Annotated in this window: 18 protein-coding genes; 10 read left to right on the top strand and 8 right to left on the bottom strand. The window is 31.8% G+C overall.

Annotated features, from left to right (window positions below):
- Nucleotides 1-19 precede the first annotated feature (19 nt).
- The 4 genes from ACH5TX_RS08190 (at nt 20) to ACH5TX_RS08175 (ending at nt 4,162) form a co-directional block, all read left to right on the top strand.
- Nucleotides 20-814, top strand: a complete 795-nt coding sequence (locus ACH5TX_RS08190) for a hypothetical protein (RefSeq protein WP_439339044.1) — start codon at nt 20-22, stop codon at nt 812-814.
- Between the two features lie 51 nt (nt 815-865).
- On the top strand, nt 866-1,369 hold the full coding sequence (locus ACH5TX_RS08185) for a DUF6702 family protein (RefSeq protein WP_439339043.1): 504 nt from the start codon (nt 866-868) through the stop codon (nt 1,367-1,369).
- Between the two features lie 110 nt (nt 1,370-1,479).
- Entirely contained in the window at nt 1,480-3,741 is a 2,262-nt protein-coding gene (locus tag ACH5TX_RS08180; protein ID WP_439339042.1) for a M1 family metallopeptidase, read from the top strand.
- Between the two features lie 133 nt (nt 3,742-3,874).
- A complete protein-coding gene (locus tag ACH5TX_RS08175; RefSeq protein ID WP_439339041.1) occupies nt 3,875-4,162 on the top strand; it encodes a Sec-independent protein translocase subunit TatA/TatB in 288 nt (95 codons plus the stop codon).
- On the opposite strand, the gene ACH5TX_RS08170 is transcribed toward ACH5TX_RS08175, so the two are convergent.
- Complete coding sequence (locus ACH5TX_RS08170; protein WP_439339040.1) at nt 4,157-4,798, bottom strand: O-methyltransferase; 642 nt, start codon at nt 4,796-4,798, stop codon at nt 4,157-4,159. The genes ACH5TX_RS08175 and ACH5TX_RS08170 overlap by 6 nt on opposite strands.
- A 151-nt stretch (nt 4,799-4,949) precedes the next feature.
- Here ACH5TX_RS08170 and ACH5TX_RS08165 point away from each other — a divergent pair, with 151 nt between their 5' ends.
- Nucleotides 4,950-6,857, top strand: coding sequence for a sensor histidine kinase (locus tag ACH5TX_RS08165; RefSeq protein ID WP_439339039.1), 1,908 nt, complete (start codon nt 4,950-4,952; stop codon nt 6,855-6,857).
- A 12-nt stretch (nt 6,858-6,869) separates the two neighbouring features.
- Nucleotides 6,870-7,634, top strand: coding sequence for a LytR/AlgR family response regulator transcription factor (locus ACH5TX_RS08160; protein ID WP_439339038.1), 765 nt, complete (start codon nt 6,870-6,872; stop codon nt 7,632-7,634).
- On the opposite strand, the gene ACH5TX_RS08155 is transcribed toward ACH5TX_RS08160, so the two are convergent.
- The 5 genes from ACH5TX_RS08155 to ACH5TX_RS08135 form a co-directional block, all read right to left on the bottom strand.
- Entirely contained in the window at nt 7,626-8,708 is a 1,083-nt protein-coding gene (locus ACH5TX_RS08155; RefSeq protein WP_439339037.1) for an amidohydrolase family protein, read from the bottom strand. The genes ACH5TX_RS08160 and ACH5TX_RS08155 overlap by 9 nt on opposite strands.
- Before the next feature lie 20 nt (nt 8,709-8,728).
- A complete protein-coding gene (locus ACH5TX_RS08150; protein ID WP_439339036.1) occupies nt 8,729-9,253 on the bottom strand; it encodes a 3-hydroxyanthranilate 3,4-dioxygenase in 525 nt (174 codons plus the stop codon).
- Nucleotides 9,254-9,485: 232 nt separating this feature from the next.
- Nucleotides 9,486-10,883: an FAD-dependent oxidoreductase gene (locus ACH5TX_RS08145; RefSeq protein ID WP_439339035.1), complete on the bottom strand. Its 1,398-nt coding sequence runs from the start codon at nt 10,881-10,883 to the stop codon at nt 9,486-9,488.
- Nucleotides 10,884-11,134: 251 nt separating this feature from the next.
- Nucleotides 11,135-12,406 (bottom strand): kynureninase, encoded by a 1,272-nt coding sequence (gene kynU, locus ACH5TX_RS08140; RefSeq protein WP_439339034.1) that lies wholly within the window; start codon nt 12,404-12,406, stop codon nt 11,135-11,137.
- 242 nt (nt 12,407-12,648) lie between these two features.
- On the bottom strand, nt 12,649-13,296 hold the full coding sequence (locus tag ACH5TX_RS08135; RefSeq protein WP_439339033.1) for a hypothetical protein: 648 nt from the start codon (nt 13,294-13,296) through the stop codon (nt 12,649-12,651).
- 33 nt (nt 13,297-13,329) lie between these two features.
- On the opposite strand from ACH5TX_RS08135, the gene ACH5TX_RS08130 reads away from it, so the two are divergent.
- The 4 genes from ACH5TX_RS08130 to ACH5TX_RS08115 all read left to right on the top strand — a co-directional run bounded on the left by ACH5TX_RS08130 (nt 13,330) and on the right by ACH5TX_RS08115 (nt 16,345).
- Nucleotides 13,330-14,130, top strand: coding sequence for a class I SAM-dependent methyltransferase (locus ACH5TX_RS08130; RefSeq protein ID WP_439339032.1), 801 nt, complete (start codon nt 13,330-13,332; stop codon nt 14,128-14,130).
- A gap of 224 nt (nt 14,131-14,354) precedes the next feature.
- A complete protein-coding gene (locus ACH5TX_RS08125; RefSeq protein WP_439339031.1) occupies nt 14,355-14,924 on the top strand; it encodes a TetR/AcrR family transcriptional regulator in 570 nt (189 codons plus the stop codon).
- 56 nt (nt 14,925-14,980) lie between these two features.
- Nucleotides 14,981-15,835, top strand: a complete 855-nt coding sequence (locus ACH5TX_RS08120) for an N-acyl homoserine lactonase family protein (protein ID WP_439339030.1) — start codon at nt 14,981-14,983, stop codon at nt 15,833-15,835.
- 51 nt (nt 15,836-15,886) lie between these two features.
- Nucleotides 15,887-16,345, top strand: coding sequence for a carboxymuconolactone decarboxylase family protein (locus ACH5TX_RS08115; protein WP_439339029.1), 459 nt, complete (start codon nt 15,887-15,889; stop codon nt 16,343-16,345).
- A gap of 214 nt (nt 16,346-16,559) precedes the next feature.
- Here the strand turns inward: ACH5TX_RS08115 and msrA are convergent, their stop codons facing one another.
- Both msrA and ACH5TX_RS08105 read right to left on the bottom strand, forming a co-directional pair.
- Nucleotides 16,560-17,216 (bottom strand): peptide-methionine (S)-S-oxide reductase MsrA, encoded by a 657-nt coding sequence (gene msrA / locus ACH5TX_RS08110; protein ID WP_439339028.1) that lies wholly within the window; start codon nt 17,214-17,216, stop codon nt 16,560-16,562.
- A gap of 496 nt (nt 17,217-17,712) precedes the next feature.
- Entirely contained in the window at nt 17,713-18,492 is a 780-nt protein-coding gene (locus tag ACH5TX_RS08105; protein ID WP_439337003.1) for a zinc ribbon domain-containing protein, read from the bottom strand.
- Nucleotides 18,493-18,494: the final 2 nt, after the last annotated feature.

The following is an 18,494-nucleotide window of genomic DNA, read 5'->3' as shown; positions in this document are numbered from 1 at the left end:
TACTCTAAAGAGCGATAATTTGAAGCAAACATTACTATTTTTAATACTTATTTTTTCGTGTTATTCTATCAATGGTCAATCAATAGAAATTCAAGGACGCGTTAAAAGTGATACCGATGTTGAAAATGTTCATGTCATTAATAAAACAGCACAGGTTTTTACAATAACAAGTAAAGATGGTGATTTTGATATTACAGCAAAGTTGAATGATACCTTAGTGTTTTCATCCATTCTTTATAACCCTAAAGAAGTTGTAATTTCAAAAGACATTATTTTAAATAAAGCCATGTTGGTGTTGCTAGATGATAAAATGAATACTCTAGATGAGGTTTTAGTAGGTAAAGTTTTAACGGGAAATTTATTATCAGATATTAAAAACGTAGATGGAAAACGACCTATTAATTTTTACGATGTCGGTATTCCAGGATATACAGGTAGAATTAAAACACAAAGTGAACGGCGTTTAAGCGAAGCAGGAGAATTTAAACCAACGATGCTTTTGGGGCTTTTAGGAGGAGGGCTGCCTTTAAATCCAATTTTAAATGGAATTTCAGGCAGAACAAAAATGCTTAAGAATAGAGTTGAAATTGAAGAGAAAGAAAGTTTAATGCAACGTATAAAAGGCAGGCTGTCTAAAGATTTTTTTGCTTCAAATCCATTAGAAGAAGATTCAAGATTAGACTTTTTTTATTTCTGTGCCGATGATCCCAATTTTATTAAGTATTGTAAAAATCAAACCGATTTTAAAGTATTAATTTTCTTGAGAATGAAATATAGGCAGTATATAGATAATAAAGCAGAGAATGAAGACTAATGTTTTTGGAATACTTTTTGAAAAGATTACTTTCGTAATAAATAATAGAAGATGAAATTTTTTAAAGCTATAATATTATTTTGTTCGTTGTCTTTTTTTGCCTTTGAGACTGCTCATGATTATTATATAAGTACAACTCAAATAGATTATATTGAAGAAAAACAGTCTGTACAAATAACCTCAAGACTGTTTCTTTCAGATATTGAAAGTTTATTGCGTCAACGATATGATAAAGACATCACTTTTGGAGAAGAGTTAAAACCTAAAAACGTTGATACTTATATTGAAAGTTATCTGCATGAAAAAATAAGTATTAAAATTAATGGTGAAAAAGTAAACTTCACTTTTTTAGGTGAAGAATATGATTATGATATAATGAAATGCTATATAGAAATTGAAGACGTAAAAAGCATTGACTCATTTGAAATTACAAATACCGTTTTGTTCGATTTAATTCAAGAACAGCAAAATATTATCAAAACAAAAATAAACTCCAAGCAAAAAAGTTTCATTCTTACTATTAATGATCCTAAAGCAGTGTTAAATTTTAATTAAAATTATCTTAAAGCTTTTCTTTTTTGTTATTTTCGATCCGTTTTAGTTATTTTTAGTAAATATTTTTAGCTAAAAAGCGAAAATCATTAAATAAATCATAAAAATTGACGATGAAAAAATTAAAGTACTGTTTTTTTGCAGTGGTTCTTATTTCTACTAGTTTGTTTGCGCAAAATCAAGAAAAAGTAAAGCCACAAGGGCATACAGACCAGAACAAATTCAGACAAATGAAAGATGTTCTAGCGACTCCTAATGAAACAAGAACAGCTTCTGGAGCTCCTGGTTATGCTTATACCCAACAAAAAGTAGATTATGTTATGGATATTCGCTTAGATGAAGATCAAAATAAAATTTACGGCAGCGAAAAAATAACTTATCATAATAACTCTAAAGATCATTTAGAATATTTATGGGTTCAGCTTGATCAAAATACACGTGCTAAAGATTCTAAATCACCAGATATTGAGTCGGAGAATTTTAATGATCCATTTGCTGGTCCAGAATACTTTGTTAAAAGTAATTTAAAAGAACGTTTTGATGGTGGTTTTAATATAGAAGCCGTTAAAAATTCAGATGGTTCAGATTTATCATATTTAATAAATCGAACCATGATGCGTATTAATTTAGTAAAACCATTAGCGCCTGGAGAAACATTTAAATTTAGTGTTAAATGGAATTATAATATTAACGATATTAATGAAGATGGTGGTAGATCTGGGTTAGAAAGGTTTCCTGATGGAAATATCAATTATACCATTGCTCAGTTTTATCCAAGACTTTGCGTTTATGATAATGTCGAAGGTTGGCAAAATATGCAGTTTTGGGGACGTAGCGAGTTTGCTTTAGAATTTGGAGAGTTTGATGTTAAGCTAACAGTTCCAGCAGATCATATTTTAGAAGCTACTGGTGATTTACAAAACGCGAAAGAGGTTTTAACTAAAGAACAAATAAAAAGATACGAGACTGCTAAAAAATCATTTACAGATCCTGTGTTTATTGTAACTCAAGAAGAAGCTGAGGCAACAGAAAAACAAAGAAGTACAGAAACTAAAACATGGCATTTTAAAGCAAACAAGGTTAGAGATTTTGCTTTTGCAACATCAAGAAAATATATTTGGGATGCTATGGCTGTTAAAATTAATGGTCGTGCTGTTATGGCAATATCGTTATATCCTAAAGAAGGAAACCCGCTTTGGGAAGAACATTCTACAAGAGTTGTTGCTAATACTTTAGAAGAATATTCAAAACTAACATTTGATTATCCGTATAGTAAAGCTGTATCTGTTCATTCAGAAAGACAAGGTATGGAGTATCCAATGATTTGCTTTAACTACGGACGTCCAAATCCAGATGGTACTTATTCTGAGCGTACAAAAAGAGGTATGATTGGAGTTATTACACATGAAGTTGGACACAATTTCTTTCCAATGATTGTAAATAGTGATGAGCGTCAATGGACATGGATGGATGAAGGTTTAAACTCTTTTGTTGAAACTTTAGCAGAGTTAGATTACGATCCTAATTATGTAACAGGCAATTTACCAAAAGATATTGTGCCATATATGAGTGGCGATCAAAGTCACATTTCACCTATTATGTCACAAGGCGATTATGTTTATCAATTTGGACCTAATGCTTATACGAAACCAGCAGCGGTATTATATATGTTAAGACATACCATTATGGGACCAGAATTGTTCGATCATGCTTTTAGAACCTATTCAAAACGTTGGATGTTTAAACACCCAACACCAGCAGATTTCTTTAGAACTATGGAAGATGCTTCGGCAATGGATTTAGATTGGTTCTGGAGAGGTTGGTTTTATACAACAGATGTAAGCGATATAGGAGTAAAAGGTGTTAAGAAATATTATTTAACAGACAAGCCTACCGAAAAAGCAGAAGAAGCAGCAAAAAAATATAATATTAATCTTAAAGATTATAAAGGGAGGCTTATTTATTATGCTGAAGAAAAAGAAGGTGTTTCGCCTAAAAACGCTAAAAATGCTTCAGAATTTAAAGTTTTAGAAGCATATAAAGCTAGTTTAACTGAAGCCCAAAGGTCACAATTAAAAGAAGCTCCAAAATATTTTTACGAAGTTACTTTTGAAAAACCAGGAGGTTTGGTTATGCCAATTATTTTAGAGTTAACTTATGAAGATGGCACTAAAGAAAGAAAAACGTATCCAGCTCAAATATGGCGATATAACGAAAACGAAGTAACCAAGGTTTTTAAAACACAAAAAGCAATTACTAATTTCGAGATAGATCCAGATTTAGAAACTGCAGATATTGATACTTCTAATAATTCATGGCCAAGAAAAGTAGAGGAGAGTAGTTTTGATAAATTTAAAGAAAAAATAAAAGGATAAATATTAAATTTTTAAACAAAAAGCCAACTTTTTAAGTTGGCTTTTTGCTTTTATAATATTCTCTTCTTGAAAATTACTGTTAAAGAGAATAATATTTCTTCATTCTATTAAATCATCTCACTATATTTGTACCGTGAAATTACATACTACATTTTTATTTATTAGTGGTGCCGAAATAGCATTTATTCTATTTATTGTTATTATGGTTTTTGGTGCCGATAAGTTGCCTGAAATTGCTCGAGGTTTAGGCAAAGGTATGCGTACGCTTAAAGATGCAACTAATGATATTAAGCACGAAATCACGAAGACTGCCGATAACAATGGTCTAGATACCAGTATTGTTTCCGATGTTAAAAAAGAGCTAGATAAAGTAAAAGACGAAGTAGAAGAATTTACAGGCTCTGTAAAACGAAAATTATAACTTTCTACTAATCGTTAACCCATCTCTTATTGGGAGTAATACCGTTTCAATTCTAGAGTCTTCTTTTAAAAGCGTATTATAGTCTAACACAGCTTTAGTCGATTTATCTTTAGGGTCTAAAGCCTCAATAACTTTTCCGTGCCACAAAACATTGTCTGATATAATAATGCCACCTGTATTTAACTTATCGATAATGGCATGAAAATAATTTACATAATTAGGCTTATCGGCATCAATAAAAACTAAATCAAACGTTTTGTCAAGCTTAGGAATAACATCTAAAGCACTACCCAAATGCTGATGAATTTGATGGCCGTATTCAGATTTATCAAAATATTTGCGCTGAAAATCTACCAATTCTTCATTAACATCAATCGTATGTATTTCGCCATCATTTTGTAAACCTTCCGCTAAACAAAGCGTCGCATAGCCAGTAAAAGTACCAAGCTCTAAAATAGTTTTAGGTGTTTTTAATTTAGAAATCATGCTTAGTACACGTCCTTGATAAGGGCCGCTAAGCATAATAGGTTGCAATATTTTTTGGTAAGTTTCTCGGGTTAGTTGCTGTAATAACTCAGGTTCTGCTTCAGAGTGAGCTACTACATAATCGTCTAAGTCTTCTGGTAAAAAGTACATGCTATATAATTAAACAACAAATATAACAATAGATTCGCTTCTGTTGTTTAATAATGCAGTTTACAATGTATATATGCAGTTAGCATAAAATTATTTCTACCAATTCTTTTATTAAAGTTTCTTTGGCTTATAAATACTTAAATTTACTGTCATGAAGAAAATTGTTTTGTTACTTCTTATTGTTTTAACTATTCCTGTTTTTGTTGTAAGCTATGATGGTACCGGTGTGCCACTTCCTGGTTGTAATTATCCAGATTTACCTAAGGATAAAAAATGGGAGTTTTTTAGAGAACGTGTTTTTTCAAAAACAGATGGTAATAAAAGTGATTTTAACAAGTATAATGGCCCTATTCTAGTTAAACTCTATAATGCTACAAAAAAAGATAGTTTAGTTTTTAATGATTTGTTTCAAGAATTAAGGAGGTTGATTCCAGATAAATTTATTGGATATTATAAAAATTATACAGAATTAGATTTAATTTATAAAACTAACGACGAAAGTATAGTAAATGGTTATAAAATAGAGGATTTAAAAAGATTCACTATTCCATTTTACTTTAAAGAAGGTATTGGGAAATATACCGTTGTTACAAATAACGATAGTCAATATTTATATATGGAACGTTCTAAACCAGTTTCTGGGTATAATAAGCCAGAGGTAGGTTTTAGATTCTCTACTGATTTGGATGATTTGGAACGAAAGCAAAGGATTCAGTTCGAGTTTATAAGATTAATTGGAATTGCAAATTTTTTTAAAGATTCTAGAAGAACTGTAAATTCGGAATCTTCTATTTTGAATGAAGGACGAATGGGGGCATTCGAGAATCAAGATTTTACTGATTTAGATAAGTTTTTTATACAAAAGTTATATGATTCAAATACAATGAAAGCAATGAAATCATATATGTATGAAACATATCCTTGGCGTTTTGTTAGTAATTATTTTGGCAAATCAAAAACAAAAGTATTAGCCATTTGGATTTGTGTTTCATTAGCAATAATATTATTTTGGATTGGATTTGGACTACTTTATAAAAAGAATATTAAAAATCAATTTTTAGCGTATTTCTTATCAGTTCTGTTTATTATGATAACTGTTTTGTATGTGTATAAACTCTACATTTATATAACAGTTCCTAGTAGTTTTGAAGATTGGCGACAATATATAGCTATTCATATTCTTTTTGTAATTGTAGGAGCTATAATAGCTTTATTCTTAATGCTTTTTGATAGGTTTTTTATTAAAAATAATATGAGTTTTACCATGCAATTGGTTTTAAAAGTTGGTTTTACTTTTTTCGTTTGTTTATCACCAGTAGTTGTTATTTATCTATTAGAAAATAATCATAATGCGAGGTGGTTTCAATTGAATCCTTTTTTATTAGTAGTGTTTGCTTTTTCTGTAGGTAGAGGGCTTTTGTTGTATCTAGATAATTTTTCAGAAAACTTAGTAAAACAAAAAGACGTCGAATTAAATCAACTTAAAGAGCGTAATGCGCAAGCACAAGTACAATTGTTACAGTCGCAAATAAATCCGCATTTTTTATATAATGCTTTAAATTCTATTGCAAGTTTAGCATCTGTAGATTCAAAGAAAACACAGAAAATGGCACACTCATTATCACATCTGTTTAAATACAGTATTAACCGTAATAGTGAAAAAATGAATAAAGTAAGTGATGAGGTTACTATGGTAAAAACGTATTTAGAGATTGAACAAATACGTTTTGGAGACCGGTTAACATTTAAAATTGATGTTGATGAAACGTTAGAAGCTAACGAAATTCCGAAATTCATTATTCAGCCTCTTGTTGAAAACGCCGTTAAACATGGAGTTTCACAAATTGAAGAAAGAGGTGTTGTTTCTTTAAGTATAAAAAAGGTGTCAAACGGAATAGAAATACAAGTGAAAGATAATGGACCACATTTTCCTGACGATTTAATAAGCGGTCATGGTTTGCAAACAGTTTACGATTTATTACAATTAACTTATGGTAATAAAGCTTCTTTAAATTGGCAGAACGAACCAGAAAAAGCAATAACTATTTTAATACCTTAACAAGCATACAAAATGAGTACGGTATATAAAACCATAATTATAGACGACGAGCCACCAGCAAGATTAGGGTTGCAAAATTTATTATTGGAATTCCCTGAAACATTTCATGTTATTGATGTCGCGCAAAATGCAACGGAAGCTATTGAGAAAATAAATAGGCTAAAGCCAGATCTTATTTTCTTAGATATAGAAATGCCAAAACGTAATGGGTTTGATGTTTTACAAGAAATAGATACTATGCCAATAGTCGTTTTTTGTACAGCTTACGAACATTATGCTCTTAAAGCATTTGAGACTAATAGTATTGATTACCTAGTAAAACCTGTAGAATTTGAACGTTTAGAGAAAACGGTTAAAAAGCTAAAGTCTTTTAATAAAAATGTATCTAATCATGATATTTTAAAAGTTATAAAAGAATTATCAGAAGAAAAGAAGGAGAAGCAAATGACTTCAATAACGGTAAAGAAAAAGGATAAACTTATTTTTGTAAAACTAGAAGATGTCTTTTATTTTCAATCGGATAATAATTATGTTACTATTTTCTCTAAAGGCGGTAATTATCTTTTAGAAATTGCTATTTCAGCTTTAGAACAAAAATTACCAGAACATTTTTTACGAGTTCATCGCGGTGTAATAATAAATACGAATAGCGTAATAGAAGTTCAAAAACATTTTAATAGTAGGTATGTAATAACACTTAATAATAAAATGCAAACAAAAATTACTACAGGAAGAAGTTATTTAAATCAAATAAAAAGTTGGATGCAATTAACTTAAAATTTTATCAATTAGTGTTTCTTTAGCAACTTTATCATCACCAAATAGCCAACGCAGTACATTATCTTCCCAAATGTCATCATACTGTTTTTGGTTAATAATATCCCTTTCAATCGCTAAGTCTAATAACTTGCCTGGGTATGATGATTGCGCATCACTTTCCATTTCGCCTAACGGATAAGGATCATCTAGCCCCATAATAACTTGGTTACTACTTTGACGGTCTATCATTAGTTTTAGAGAATCAGTATCATGTACTAAAGTATCAAAATAGATGTTTGGATGGCCAACAGCTTTTCTAGGGTGATGTTTGCCTTCAAATAAATCGGGTCTGCCATCAAAACCTTGAATACGTCTACCTAAATTCATTTGTGCTAGTTGGCCGCCATGCGCAAAACAGGTTCTAATATTAGGAAAACGTTCTTGCATGCCATTTAAAGTGTAAAAATGATAGGCGTCACCACATTGAGCTAACATCCAAATAAGGTGAAAACGCCATGCGGTATTTTCCAGATTTATCATTTTATCACCATCATACGGATGGATTTCAATCGCTAATTTATACTTATTGGCCAATTCAAAAATAGCATCATTTTCCTTATCAAAAACGGATCGCCACTGTCCAATAGAATCCATGAAATGCGTAGGAAGACATAAAACTTTCATGTCTAGCTCTTCAACACAGCGTTCAATTTCATATAAAGCACCATGAATAAAACCAGGATGCACCACAAAACCGCAAGTAAATTTAGAAGGATGATCGTGCTGTACTTTAGCATTAAAATCATTCTGAAAACGCAATGCTTTTTTCATTTCCTCTAAACGCAAACCATTTCCGTACAACTGCGATAAATTTAAAACAACAGCATGATCAAGTTTATTTCTGTCCATCCACTCAAGCTTCTCTTCTAAAAAAAAACTAGAATGCGTTACAGGTCTTTTCCATCCTTTTTGTAGCATGTGTTTACGCTCATCATCAACCCAAAATATTTCTTTTTCCTTCATGAACTGAGGGATTTGCTCGGGATAAGGAAGCAAATGCGAATGACCATTTATACGGAGTTTACGTTTCATAGATATTTAAAATACAATATTTATATTTTGTTTGGAGCTTCCATTTTAGTACCACATTTGTCGCAGGTACATTTTTTATCACTGCTATAAAACTTGTCAAAAATTTTAGGCATATCGGTTTCTATATTACCAAGTTTAAACTTTTTTCTGTATAATAAATTGTTGCAATTTTCGCAGTACCATTCTAAAGCATCCTTCATTTTTTTAGAACGCGGATATTCAATAACTAGCCCAACAGTATTGGCGCCACGTTGCGGAGAATGCGGCACTTTAGGTGGTAATAAATAAATTTCACCTTCTTTTATAGGTATATCTTCAGGCACGCCATTATTCATGATTTTTAAAACCATATCACCTTCAATTTGATGAAAAAACTCAGGCGTTTCATTATAGTGGTAATCCTTTCTGTTGTTTGGTCCACCAACAACCATGACAATAAAATCACCATCCTTCCAAACACATTTGTTACCAACTGGCGGCTTTAAAAGATGCCTGTTTTCTTCAATCCAAGCTTTAAAATTTAAAGGCGATACTAATTTACTCATAGTTATATGTTTTGGGCGTTTCCCTATCGGGTCAGGCTTTCCGTTATATCTTTTTGCGAAGCAATCTCGAATTTAGTTCGTGATCTCATGATCTACAGCTTTTAGTTTTTAAAGTGTATTTCAATTATATGGCTTCGCAAAAAGGATGCCACTACAATCCTTAACGCGGGTTCATCAATTCAATAAAATTACAATAAAAAACGGATATTTTGTTGTTAAAAAATCATCAAGATTATTTCAATCCAGCAATTCTATCGTCTTCTAAAATAGCATTTGTTTCTTGTTTTATTTTTTCTAAAGTTGTTTTTAAATCAGCATCTAGAGTTATTAATTTATCTGATAACAGATTTAAAATAGCCTTGTCTTGTGCTCTTCCTTTAAGCATCGCTTCTCGGTAACCAATAGCTTCGTTAAATGTTACTAACGAATATTTTGAAGCATAGTCATTAGGAAATGCTTTTTCTAAAGCCATTTCTAACTTGCGTTTTTCTTTAAAAATAGGATGAGCCACGTGGTCTTTCATTTCATGAAAATTGTCAATCGCTAAATCTGCAATGGCATCGGTGTCTTTTTTACGACCTTTCTCATAGGCGGTAAATGTAGCTTCCCAACTTTCAAGGTTTTGGTCTAATGCCTTATCAAACTCAACAACATCTTCAAAGGATGCATTCATACCTTGTCCGTAAAACGGCACAATAGCATGAGCGGCGTCTCCCATTAAAAGCGTATTGCCTTTATAATGCCAAGGCGAACATTTTATAGTGCCTAAAGAGGCTGTGGGGTTTTTAAAGAAATCATCAACAAGGTTTGGCATGATAGCTAGAGCATCTGGAAATTCTTTTTGGAAAAATTCTAGCACAATGGCTTCGTCAGTCAGGTTATTAAAATTGTATGCACCTTCATCATAACTTAAAAAGAGTGTTACCGTAAAGCTACCGTCTAAATTTGGTAGTGCAATGAGCATAAAAGAACCACGAGGCCAAATATGAAGTGCGTTTTTATACGTTTTATAATCGCCATTTTCATTTGGTAAAATACTAAGTTCTTTATAACCGTGTGTTAAATAGTTTTGCGAAAAACTGAATAAGAATTTCTTGCCTAAATAATAGCTTTTGCGCATCGCAGAACCAGCGCCGTCTGTAGCAATAATAACATCGGCATCTTCTACAAACTCAGATTTTGTATTATAATCTTTAAATAAAGCTGTGGTTTTTTCAAAATCAACAGATTTACATTTTTTATTATACTGGATAGTTACGTTTTCATGCTTTTCAGCTTCATCTAAAAGTAATGCGTTGAGGTCGCCACGAGAAATGGAATTAATATATTCATCCTCGCGTCCACTATAATTAGATAAGGCTGTATTACCTTCTCTATCATGAATCATGCGACCGTTCATAGGAATACAAAGTGCTTTTACTTTATCTTCAATACCAACCAGTTTCATAGCGTTGTTACCACGATTTGAAAAGGCTAAGTTTATAGAACGACCAGCAGAAATATCTACTTTACGTAAATCGGGGCGCATTTCGTAAACAGATACGTTGTATCCACGTTGTCCTAAACGTAAAGCGAGTAGGCTTCCGCAAAGTCCTGCGCCTATAATGAGTATGTTTTGTTGTTCTTTCATTTTTATTCTTTCATTCTCGCGAAGGCGGGAATCTTATTATGTTTCTATTCATTTTGTCTTGATACAAAACGAATCAAAAAATCAAATCAAAATTAGAAAATTGCTAAAGCATCATTCTCTTTCGGAATTACGTGCTTAAAGCTACGCTTTGCATCTTCATTCCTTCGTTCATTATTTTTTGATTTTGATGATTCCGACTATCGTCGGAAATTCAAGTTCAATTATTATTTCGGTTTTCATTTAAAATAATTCTATTCATTTAAAATGGTTTTTAATTTTTCAACCAACCTATACACATCTTCAAACGAATTATAAAGAGGAGCAGGGGCACAACGAATTACATCGGGCTCTCGCCAATCGCTAATAACGCCAGCTTCGGTTAATTTATCATGTAATGTTTTATCGGCATTTTTTACTTGAATAGATAGTTGGCAACCGCGTTCTTCAGGGTTGTTGGGGGTAATTATGCTAATAACATCGTCTCCCAATTGGTTTAACAGAAATTCAAAATAAGCTGTTAGTTTTCTAGATTTTTCTATTAATTTTTCAAAACCAACGTCGTTAAACATATCTAAAGATGCTTTTATAGCAGCCATCGATAATATAGGTGGATTACTTAATTGCCAACCTTCGGCACCTGGTAATTGGTCAAACTCATCTCGCATATTAAAACGGGTTTGTTTGTTGTGGCTCCACCAACCTGTAAATCGGTTAAGGTTTTTGTTGTAAGCATGTCGTTCGTGTATAAAGCAACCAGCTAAACTTCCTGGACCCGAATTAAGATATTTATAAGTACACCAAACGGCAAAATCGGCTCCAGAATCGTGTAAATTCAACGCGACATTTCCAGCGCCATGTGCGCAATCAAAGCCAACGGTACATCCGTGTTTATGTCCGAGTTTGGTAATGCGTTTTAAATCGAAATTTTGGCCTGTGTAATAATTAACGCCGCCAATCATAATAAGTGCTATTTCATCACCTTGTGCTTCTAAAATAGTTTCTAAATCGTCGTAGTTTAATAATTCATCACCTTTGCGAGGTTCCCATAAAATAACACCTTCTTTATCATCAAATCCATGATGACGTAATTGCGATTCTACCGCATATTTATCAGATGGAAAAGCATCACTTTCAATAAGGATTTTATAGCGTGTTTTGGTTGGCTTGTAAAACGACACCATCATAAAATGTAAGTTAGCAGTAAGCGTATTCATAACTACAACTTCAATGGGTTTTGCTCCAACTACTTTCGCCATACTCTCGGTTAAAAACTCATGATACGGTAACCACGGATTTTTAGCTTCTAAATGTCCTTCAACACCAAGATTAGCCCAATCTTCAAGTTCTTGGTTGACGTATGCTTTGGTAGTTTTTGGTTGTAATCCCAATGAATTACCTGTCATGTAAATCAAATCGTTTCCATGTTTGTCTTTCGGAATATGAAATTGATTTCTATAAGAAGACAATGCGTCATTTCGATCTTGTTCTTTAGCGTAATCAAGACCTTGTTTGTAATTGTGCAAAGTGAATTAATTTAGGTTTCTAACAAAAATAGGAATTATTAACTTAGAAATGAACTGTAAAAAAACCAAAAAAAGAAAAAGCGCTTCAACCATTGATTGAAGCGCTTTGAATATATATAGACGCATATTGCGGAAAATTCTAATATACTTTATATACGATATTTAGTCGTACGTTAGATGTTTAACTTACATTATAAATAATTAATTTTTCTATTAATTATATTTCAATCATCGTGCCAAAACTACTTTAAAGTCACTTTTATATTAGATAATTTAAGATTCCAATCGCCTGCTTCTTTTTTATGTTCTAAAGCTATTTTTAAACCATTAAAATTTTGATAGTTTTCAAACGTGTTTACAAGTCCCGCTTCGGGTTGGTTGCCTCTTCTAAATGCCCATTCTTTAATAATATAATCATCGCCATAAAAAATATCGTAAGCATCACCTGGTGTGTAGCCACCTTCGTTAGGATATACTACTGTGATTTTATTCATCTCGGTTTTACTTATTGGTGCTTTGGTTTTAATAGGGTTAGAAATGGTTGTGTTACTGTCCCAAACCAATTGAAACGGAATTAACAGCCAGAATTTATCGTTTATAAAATTTTTGTCGGCTTTTTGAGAAAGACTATCAAGTGTTTTTCTGTTGTAATTTATGGTGTCTGTTTCTGTAATTAATGTAACGTCGTTTGTTTTGGGTTTCCATGTCCAGTTTCTTTTTCCGAAAAAGGTAAACTGAATTTCAGACACTTGTTTCCAGGTTTCAAAACCATGCGCATTTGCTATTTTATGAGCCACCGAAATTTCTGGTTCAGCGATTGTTTGTTCTTTTTTTTGCTTGCACGAAAGACAGATAATTGTTAAACAGATAATGACTAGTAAATTTTTCATAATTTAGAATTTTAGTAAAGATATAACTTGAAGATGGATACGAATAAAAAATATTTTGAAACCAATAAAGCCACTTGGAATCATAAGGTGAAAGTGCATGCTAAAAGTGATATGTATAATTTAGAAGCTTTTAAGAATGGGGAAACCTCTTTAATGCCTTATGAATTGAAAGCTTTAGGTGATGTAAAAGGGAAATCGTTATTGCATTTACAATGTCATTTTGGACAAGACACGTTAAGTTGGAGTAGAATGGGAGCGAAATGTGTTGGGGTAGATTTGAGTGATGAAGGTATTAAATTGGCACAGAATTTAAATAAAGAATTACAACTTGATGCTAAATTTGTTTGTTGTAATGTATTAGATACTTCACGGTTTATAAAAGAGGCCTTTGATATTATTTTTACGAGTTATGGTGTTATTGGTTGGTTGCCCGATTTAAAACCTTGGGGCAAAATGATTGCTGAACGATTGAAAAAAGGCGGTACGTTTTACATGGCAGAATTTCATCCGATTGTTTGGATGTTTGATTATTTAAAAGGTAAACCTATTATGACATATGGTTATATGCAAGATGAAGTTATTTATGAGGAATATGAAGGCACTTATGCTAACCAAGACTCTAAAATGATGAGTAAAGAATATGGTTGGAATCATGGTTTAGGAGAAGTAGTATCTGCTTTAACCGAAGCGGGTTTGCATATTGAGTATTTAAAAGAATATGATGAAAGCCCGTATAATGTGTTGCCAGATTTAGTTGAAACTGAAAACGGTATGTTTGTTACAAAAGATAAATTGTATCCTTTGATTTTTGAGTTGAAGGCGACTAAGTTTTAGAAGGTGTTCGTTTAACGTGTTTATATATGATTTGTTGCGTGTTTCAAGCACTGAATTTAGTAAATAAAAACCAACTAGAAAATCCGCGAGGATTTTCGTAGGTAGGCTAGAACTAGCAATAAATTATATGTGTTGTTGGCGGTATTTTTTTTATTTAAAGTTTGGAATTATGGTTTTTTTTATTAGATTTGTACTAATAGAACTAAAACAGTACATATATATTTATGAATGTTCGAACGAGAATACTAAGAATAGCAAAGAAAAAGTTTTTAAAAAATGGCTTCTATAAAGTTTCAATGGATAGTCTTGTTAAAGAACTAAGGACGAGTAAAAGTAGTCTTTATAATCATTTTTCTTCTAAAGATGAACTTGTAAAAGCTGTTATTGATCAATTAAATATTGATATTAATTCTGCTTTAGATGAAATAGTAAATAATGATAAATTAAGTTTTAAAAGAAAATTAATTGAAGTATCTGAATTTACTAAAAATCTTCTAAGTAATGTAAGTGGAGAGTTTTTGAAAGATTTAGAGGTTAACACTCCAGACATTTGGGACTATTATCAACAAACAAGAATTGAAAGAATCAACAACTACTATAGAAAACTATTTGTTATTGGTGTTGATGAAGGCATTATAAGAGATGACATTAATATTAATGTTGTTCTTGCAGTATATATGAATTTGATGGAATTGCCTTTAAAAACGCAATATCAAGAATTTTTAGGTCTCCACAATCAAAACATTTATGAGTTAACTACCGATATATTTTTAAATGGAATAATAAGGGAATAATTTTTTTGACCATAATAGTACTAAAAAAACCATAATAGTACATAAATATTAAAATTATGAAAATATTTAAAATACAAACAGGAAAAGTTAGAATTAAAGAAAACCAAATAAGTAAATCTAAAGGATATGCTCCGCAAATGCTTAATGTTTTATTTGGAAAGAAATGGGCAGATTGGGTCCCCATATATGCTTGGGTTATTGTACACGAAGAAGGCGTCATTGTTGTAGATACAGGAGAAACTCATAAAACAAGTATTAAAGGCTATCTTCCTAAATGGCATCCTTATTATGCTTTAGCAGTAGATTTTGATGTTAAACCTGAAGATGAAATTGGTACTCAGTTATTAAAATTGGAAATCAATCCTGAAAAAGATGTTAAAAAAGTAATTATGACACACATGCATACGGATCATGCTGGAGGGTTACATCATTTTCCAAATTCAGAAATTATTATTGATAGGAATGAGTTTAAGAGTGCATCAGGATTAAAAGGCATACTAGCTGGTTATCTACCTCATAGATGGCCAAAGTGGCTAAAGCCTACATTAGTAGATTTACCAAACGACCGTTATTTTACATTTAGTAGGAGTATGGCAATTACTAAAGATGGTAAAGTAATGATAGTTGCAACGCCAGGTCATGTAGAAAACCATATATCTGTTATTGCACAAGTTGATGGACTGAATTATTTTTTAGCGGGAGATACTTCATATACACAAGAAAATTTGTTAAATGAAATTCCAGATGGCATTGGGACCATTGAAAGTGTAAATACACTTAAAAATATACTCTCCTTTTCGAAATTTAATCCCACAATTTATTTACCATCTCACGATCCATTGGTTCCAAAAAGAATGACTAACAAAGAGGTTATTCCATTTATAGAAAAAATTAAACTTTCAAAGAATTAATGTAAAAGCATAGAACATCAAAAATAATTATTAACTATAAAAACAAATATTATGGAACGAATTTCGTATCGAGATATTCCAAAAGGAATGTTCGAAAATTTAATGACAACTGAAGACTACATAAATAGCTCTTCATTAGAAACACATTTACTCGAATTAATCAGATTAAGAGTAGCGCAAAAAAATGGCTGTGCCTATTGTGTAGATATGCATCACAAGGAGCTTAAACATCTTGGAGAAACTGATTTAAGATTGTCATCCTTATGTGTCTGGAAAGAGACACCATATTTTACCGAAAAAGAAGTGGCAGTTCTCAGCTTAACAGATGTGCTTACTAAATTAAGTAGAGACCCATTACCAGAAATAGTTTTTGATGAATTGATTCCTTATTTTAACAAAGAGGAAATTTGTTATCTAACCTTAGCTATTTCTCAAATCAATACATGGACTAGATTAATGAAGACATTCAAATTTACTCCGGGAAATTATCAGGTCAAAGAATTGGCATAGTCAGAAAATGTAGATTAGTAATAGCGGTCTAAATTTATCAAACTGCTATTACTTTTTGAAAAATATTTCTTTTACGAAGTCAGAAATTATTGTTAACGTATGATATGAAATCGTTTTTATGTTTTATATCATACGTTAAACGAAGTTAGCTAAAATTTCTGACAAAATAAAATTTTAAGAAGAGAATGAATTCTTGTAAAACCCTAAATATTATTTAATGATTTTCCTTTAAAACTTCTGGCATTTTTGCTTTAAACCTATTTAATCTTGGAATAGAAACATTTTTTATATAACTATTATTTGGGTGTAGTCTTTCGTAGTTTTGGTGATAAGATTCAGCTTTCCAAAATTTTTGAAACGGATAGACTTCTGCTGCTATTTTTGCATTCAGTTTTTTAGCTAAGGCTGCTTTCTTTTTTAAAATGATTTGTTTTTGTGCCTCGTTTTGGTAGAAAATAATAGAACGGTATTGAGACCCTCTATCATTGCCTTGTCCGTTGACCTGTGTTACATTTTGCGATGCAAAATAAACATCGACTAAGGTTTCAAAACTTACTACTTTTGGATCGTAAATAATTTCTACAGATTCTGCGTGTCCTGTGCGTCCGGTATTACTAGCCTCATAGGTTGGGTTTTTTGTATGTCCGCCAGAATACCCAGAAATAGATTCTTCTACGCCTTTTACGCTTTCGAAAATAGCTTCTACACACCAAAAGCATCCGCTAGCGAAATAGGCTTTTGCTTTTCCATTTTTAATAGGTACTTGAACGGGTTCTGCGTTTATTACGGCTTCTTGTTTTTTATTTGTTTGTGCTGAGTTTTGGCAACTGAAGAATAGAGCTAATGCTAAAAATGGGATGATACGTTTCATGTATTTTGTTTTTCTTTTCTTAGACGTATAAATGTATGAAACCTTAAATAAAAATGTTTGTTCATTTTGCCTTGATGCTAAACGAACCAAAAAATCAAATCAATCTGAGGAAATTGCTAAAGCACCATTCGCTTCGGAATTACGCGCTTAAAGCTACGCTTTGCGTCTTCATTCCTACTCTCTTTATTTCTGCAGATTGATGATTCCGACTGTGTCGGAAATTGGGTGTTGATATTTTGCTGAGTTTTTTTTGTTTTTTATTGATGCCTAATTTTATGATGGTACTAGACTGTAGACTGAGAACTGACTACTGCGGACTGAATCGCGTTAGGGATTGATGCGGCATCCTTTTTATGTTGGATTCCTGCCTCCGCAGGAAAGACAAAAATAAAAAGATATAGCGGAAAGCCCGACCCGACAGGGAAACGCCCAAATTATTAGGCATAAAAAAAGCCTCCATATAATGAAGGCTCTTAGTTTTATGTTTTAAAATGGATTATAGTTTAGAAAACATTTTTTCCATTTTTGCTTTTTGTTCTTCAGCTAAAACAGCATCAACTAAAATACGTCCACTATGCTCATCGGTAATTACTTTCTTGCGAGAAGCAATTTCTACTTGTACTTGCGGTGGAATAGTAAAGAAAGATCCTCCAGAAGCTCCTCTTTCGATTGGCACAACTGCTAAACCGTTTTTTACGTTATTGCGAATACGGTTGTAAGCTGCAACTAAACGTTCTTCAATTTGAGTTTTATAATCTTCAGACTTTTCTATTAAAGCTTGCTCTTCTTTTTCAGTTTCAGCAAGAATATCATTTAATTCACTCTTTTTGTGCTTTAAATGTGTTTCACGCTCTTTTAAACGATCTTTAGTTCCAGAAATAACTTCTTTTTTCTGTTCTATTTGCGCTTTAAATTCTCTAATGTGCTTTTCGGCTAATTCAATTTCAAGTTCTTGAAATTCAACTTCTTTTGTTAAAGAATTAAATTCTCTGTTATTTCTAACATTTTTTTGTTGCTCGCTATACTTTTTAATTAAAGACTTAGATTCTTCAATTTGGTTTTTCTTAGCAATAATATCGTTGTCTGTAACCTCTAAACTTGCAACAAGTTTATCTAATCTTATATTTAATCCGGCAACTTCATCTTCTAAATCGCGAACTTCTAAAGGAAGTTCTCCACGTACATTTCTAATTTCATCTATACGAGAATCGATGAGTTGTAAATCGTAAAGCGCTCTTAAACGCTGTTCTACAGTTGCTTCTTTCTTTTTAGCCATAC

The sequence above is a fragment of the Thalassobellus citreus genome, from assembly GCF_044385915.1.
Lineage (GTDB): Bacteria > Bacteroidota > Bacteroidia > Flavobacteriales > Flavobacteriaceae > Thalassobellus > Thalassobellus citreus.
The sequence above is the reverse complement of the archived record's forward strand: the minus strand, read 5'-3'. Positions and strand labels throughout refer to the sequence as shown.

What these genes read in the sequence shown, in the direction of transcription:
- ACH5TX_RS08185 (WP_439339043.1), top strand. Translation starts at nt 866, where the DNA reads ATGAAATTTTTTAAAGCTATAATATTATTTTGTTCGTTGTCTTTTTTT.
- ACH5TX_RS08180 (WP_439339042.1), top strand. Translation starts at nt 1,480, where the DNA reads ATGAAAAAATTAAAGTACTGTTTTTTTGCAGTGGTTCTTATTTCTACT.
- ACH5TX_RS08170 (WP_439339040.1), bottom strand. Translation starts at nt 4,798, where the DNA reads ATGTACTTTTTACCAGAAGACTTAGACGATTATGTAGTAGCTCACTCT.
- ACH5TX_RS08165 (WP_439339039.1), top strand. Translation starts at nt 4,950, where the DNA reads ATGAAGAAAATTGTTTTGTTACTTCTTATTGTTTTAACTATTCCTGTT.
- ACH5TX_RS08160 (WP_439339038.1), top strand. Translation starts at nt 6,870, where the DNA reads ATGAGTACGGTATATAAAACCATAATTATAGACGACGAGCCACCAGCA.
- ACH5TX_RS08155 (WP_439339037.1), bottom strand. Translation starts at nt 8,708, where the DNA reads ATGAAACGTAAACTCCGTATAAATGGTCATTCGCATTTGCTTCCTTAT.
- ACH5TX_RS08150 (WP_439339036.1), bottom strand. Translation starts at nt 9,253, where the DNA reads ATGAGTAAATTAGTATCGCCTTTAAATTTTAAAGCTTGGATTGAAGAA.
- ACH5TX_RS08145 (WP_439339035.1), bottom strand. Translation starts at nt 10,883, where the DNA reads ATGAAAGAACAACAAAACATACTCATTATAGGCGCAGGACTTTGCGGA.
- ACH5TX_RS08135 (WP_439339033.1), bottom strand. Translation starts at nt 13,296, where the DNA reads ATGAAAAATTTACTAGTCATTATCTGTTTAACAATTATCTGTCTTTCG.
- ACH5TX_RS08130 (WP_439339032.1), top strand. Translation starts at nt 13,330, where the DNA reads ATGGATACGAATAAAAAATATTTTGAAACCAATAAAGCCACTTGGAAT.
- ACH5TX_RS08125 (WP_439339031.1), top strand. Translation starts at nt 14,355, where the DNA reads ATGAATGTTCGAACGAGAATACTAAGAATAGCAAAGAAAAAGTTTTTA.
- ACH5TX_RS08120 (WP_439339030.1), top strand. Translation starts at nt 14,981, where the DNA reads ATGAAAATATTTAAAATACAAACAGGAAAAGTTAGAATTAAAGAAAAC.
- ACH5TX_RS08115 (WP_439339029.1), top strand. Translation starts at nt 15,887, where the DNA reads ATGGAACGAATTTCGTATCGAGATATTCCAAAAGGAATGTTCGAAAAT.
- msrA (WP_439339028.1), bottom strand. Translation starts at nt 17,216, where the DNA reads ATGAAACGTATCATCCCATTTTTAGCATTAGCTCTATTCTTCAGTTGC.
- ACH5TX_RS08105 (WP_439337003.1), bottom strand. Translation starts at nt 18,492, where the DNA reads ATGGCTAAAAAGAAAGAAGCAACTGTAGAACAGCGTTTAAGAGCGCTT.